This window comes from Planctomonas deserti, from assembly GCF_003067705.1.
Taxonomy (GTDB): Bacteria; Actinomycetota; Actinomycetes; order Actinomycetales; family Microbacteriaceae; genus Planctomonas; species Planctomonas deserti.
The window spans coordinates 1-794 of record NZ_QANL01000031.1; the positions used below are offsets into that span (position 1 = coordinate 1).

The window sequence follows — 794 nt, forward strand, 5'->3', positions numbered from 1 at the left end:
CCGCCACTGCCAGCGACCACGGTCGTCGTGGCCGGGTGCTGTTCGCGCACGGCTTCGGCCAGACCCGGCACGCATGGAACGCCACCGCGCGGGCCCTGTCTGCGGCGGGGCTGCAGACGCTGGCCTACGACGCCCGTGGCCACGGCGATTCGGACTGGAATTCTGCCGAACTGCCCTATCACGGCGAGCAGTTCGCTGATGACCTGATCGTGCTGGCCGGGGAACAGCCACGCCCGCCGGTGCTGGTCGCAGCCTCGATGGGCGGCCTGTTCGGCCTGCTGGCCGAATCGCGCTGGCCTGGCCTGTTCTCGGCGATGGTCCTGGTCGACATCACCCCGCGCTGGGATACCGACGGTGTCGAACGCATCCTGGCCTTCATGACCGCCCATCCTGACGGCTTCGCCTCGCTGACCCAGGCCGCCGACGTGATCTCGGCCTACATGCCGCACCGTCCGCGCAAATCCGAGCAGTCGCTGCGCGCACTGCTGCGCGAGGACGGCCACGGCCGCTGGCGTTGGCACTGGGACCCGCGTCTGGTGGCCGAACTGGCCCGCGACAGCGAGCAGCACCAGGATGCGCTGGCCGAGGCCGCACGCCAGGTGAAGTGCCCGCTGCTGCTGGTCAGCGGCGGCCGCAGCGACCTGGTCACGCCACAGACCGTGGCCGAATTCCTGGCGTTGGCGCCGCACGCGCGCCATGTACAGCTGCCGCAGGCCACGCACATGGTCGCCGGCGATGACAACGACGCCTTTACCGCTACTGTGTTGGACTATCTGGACGTGTTGCCCGCAGCG

Annotated in this window: 1 protein-coding gene; it reads left to right on the forward strand. The window is 69.9% G+C overall.

Annotated features, from left to right (window positions below):
* Positions 1-794 (forward strand): alpha/beta fold hydrolase (locus DAI20_RS19330; RefSeq protein ID WP_108252877.1); only part of this gene is annotated, 794 nt, incomplete at both ends.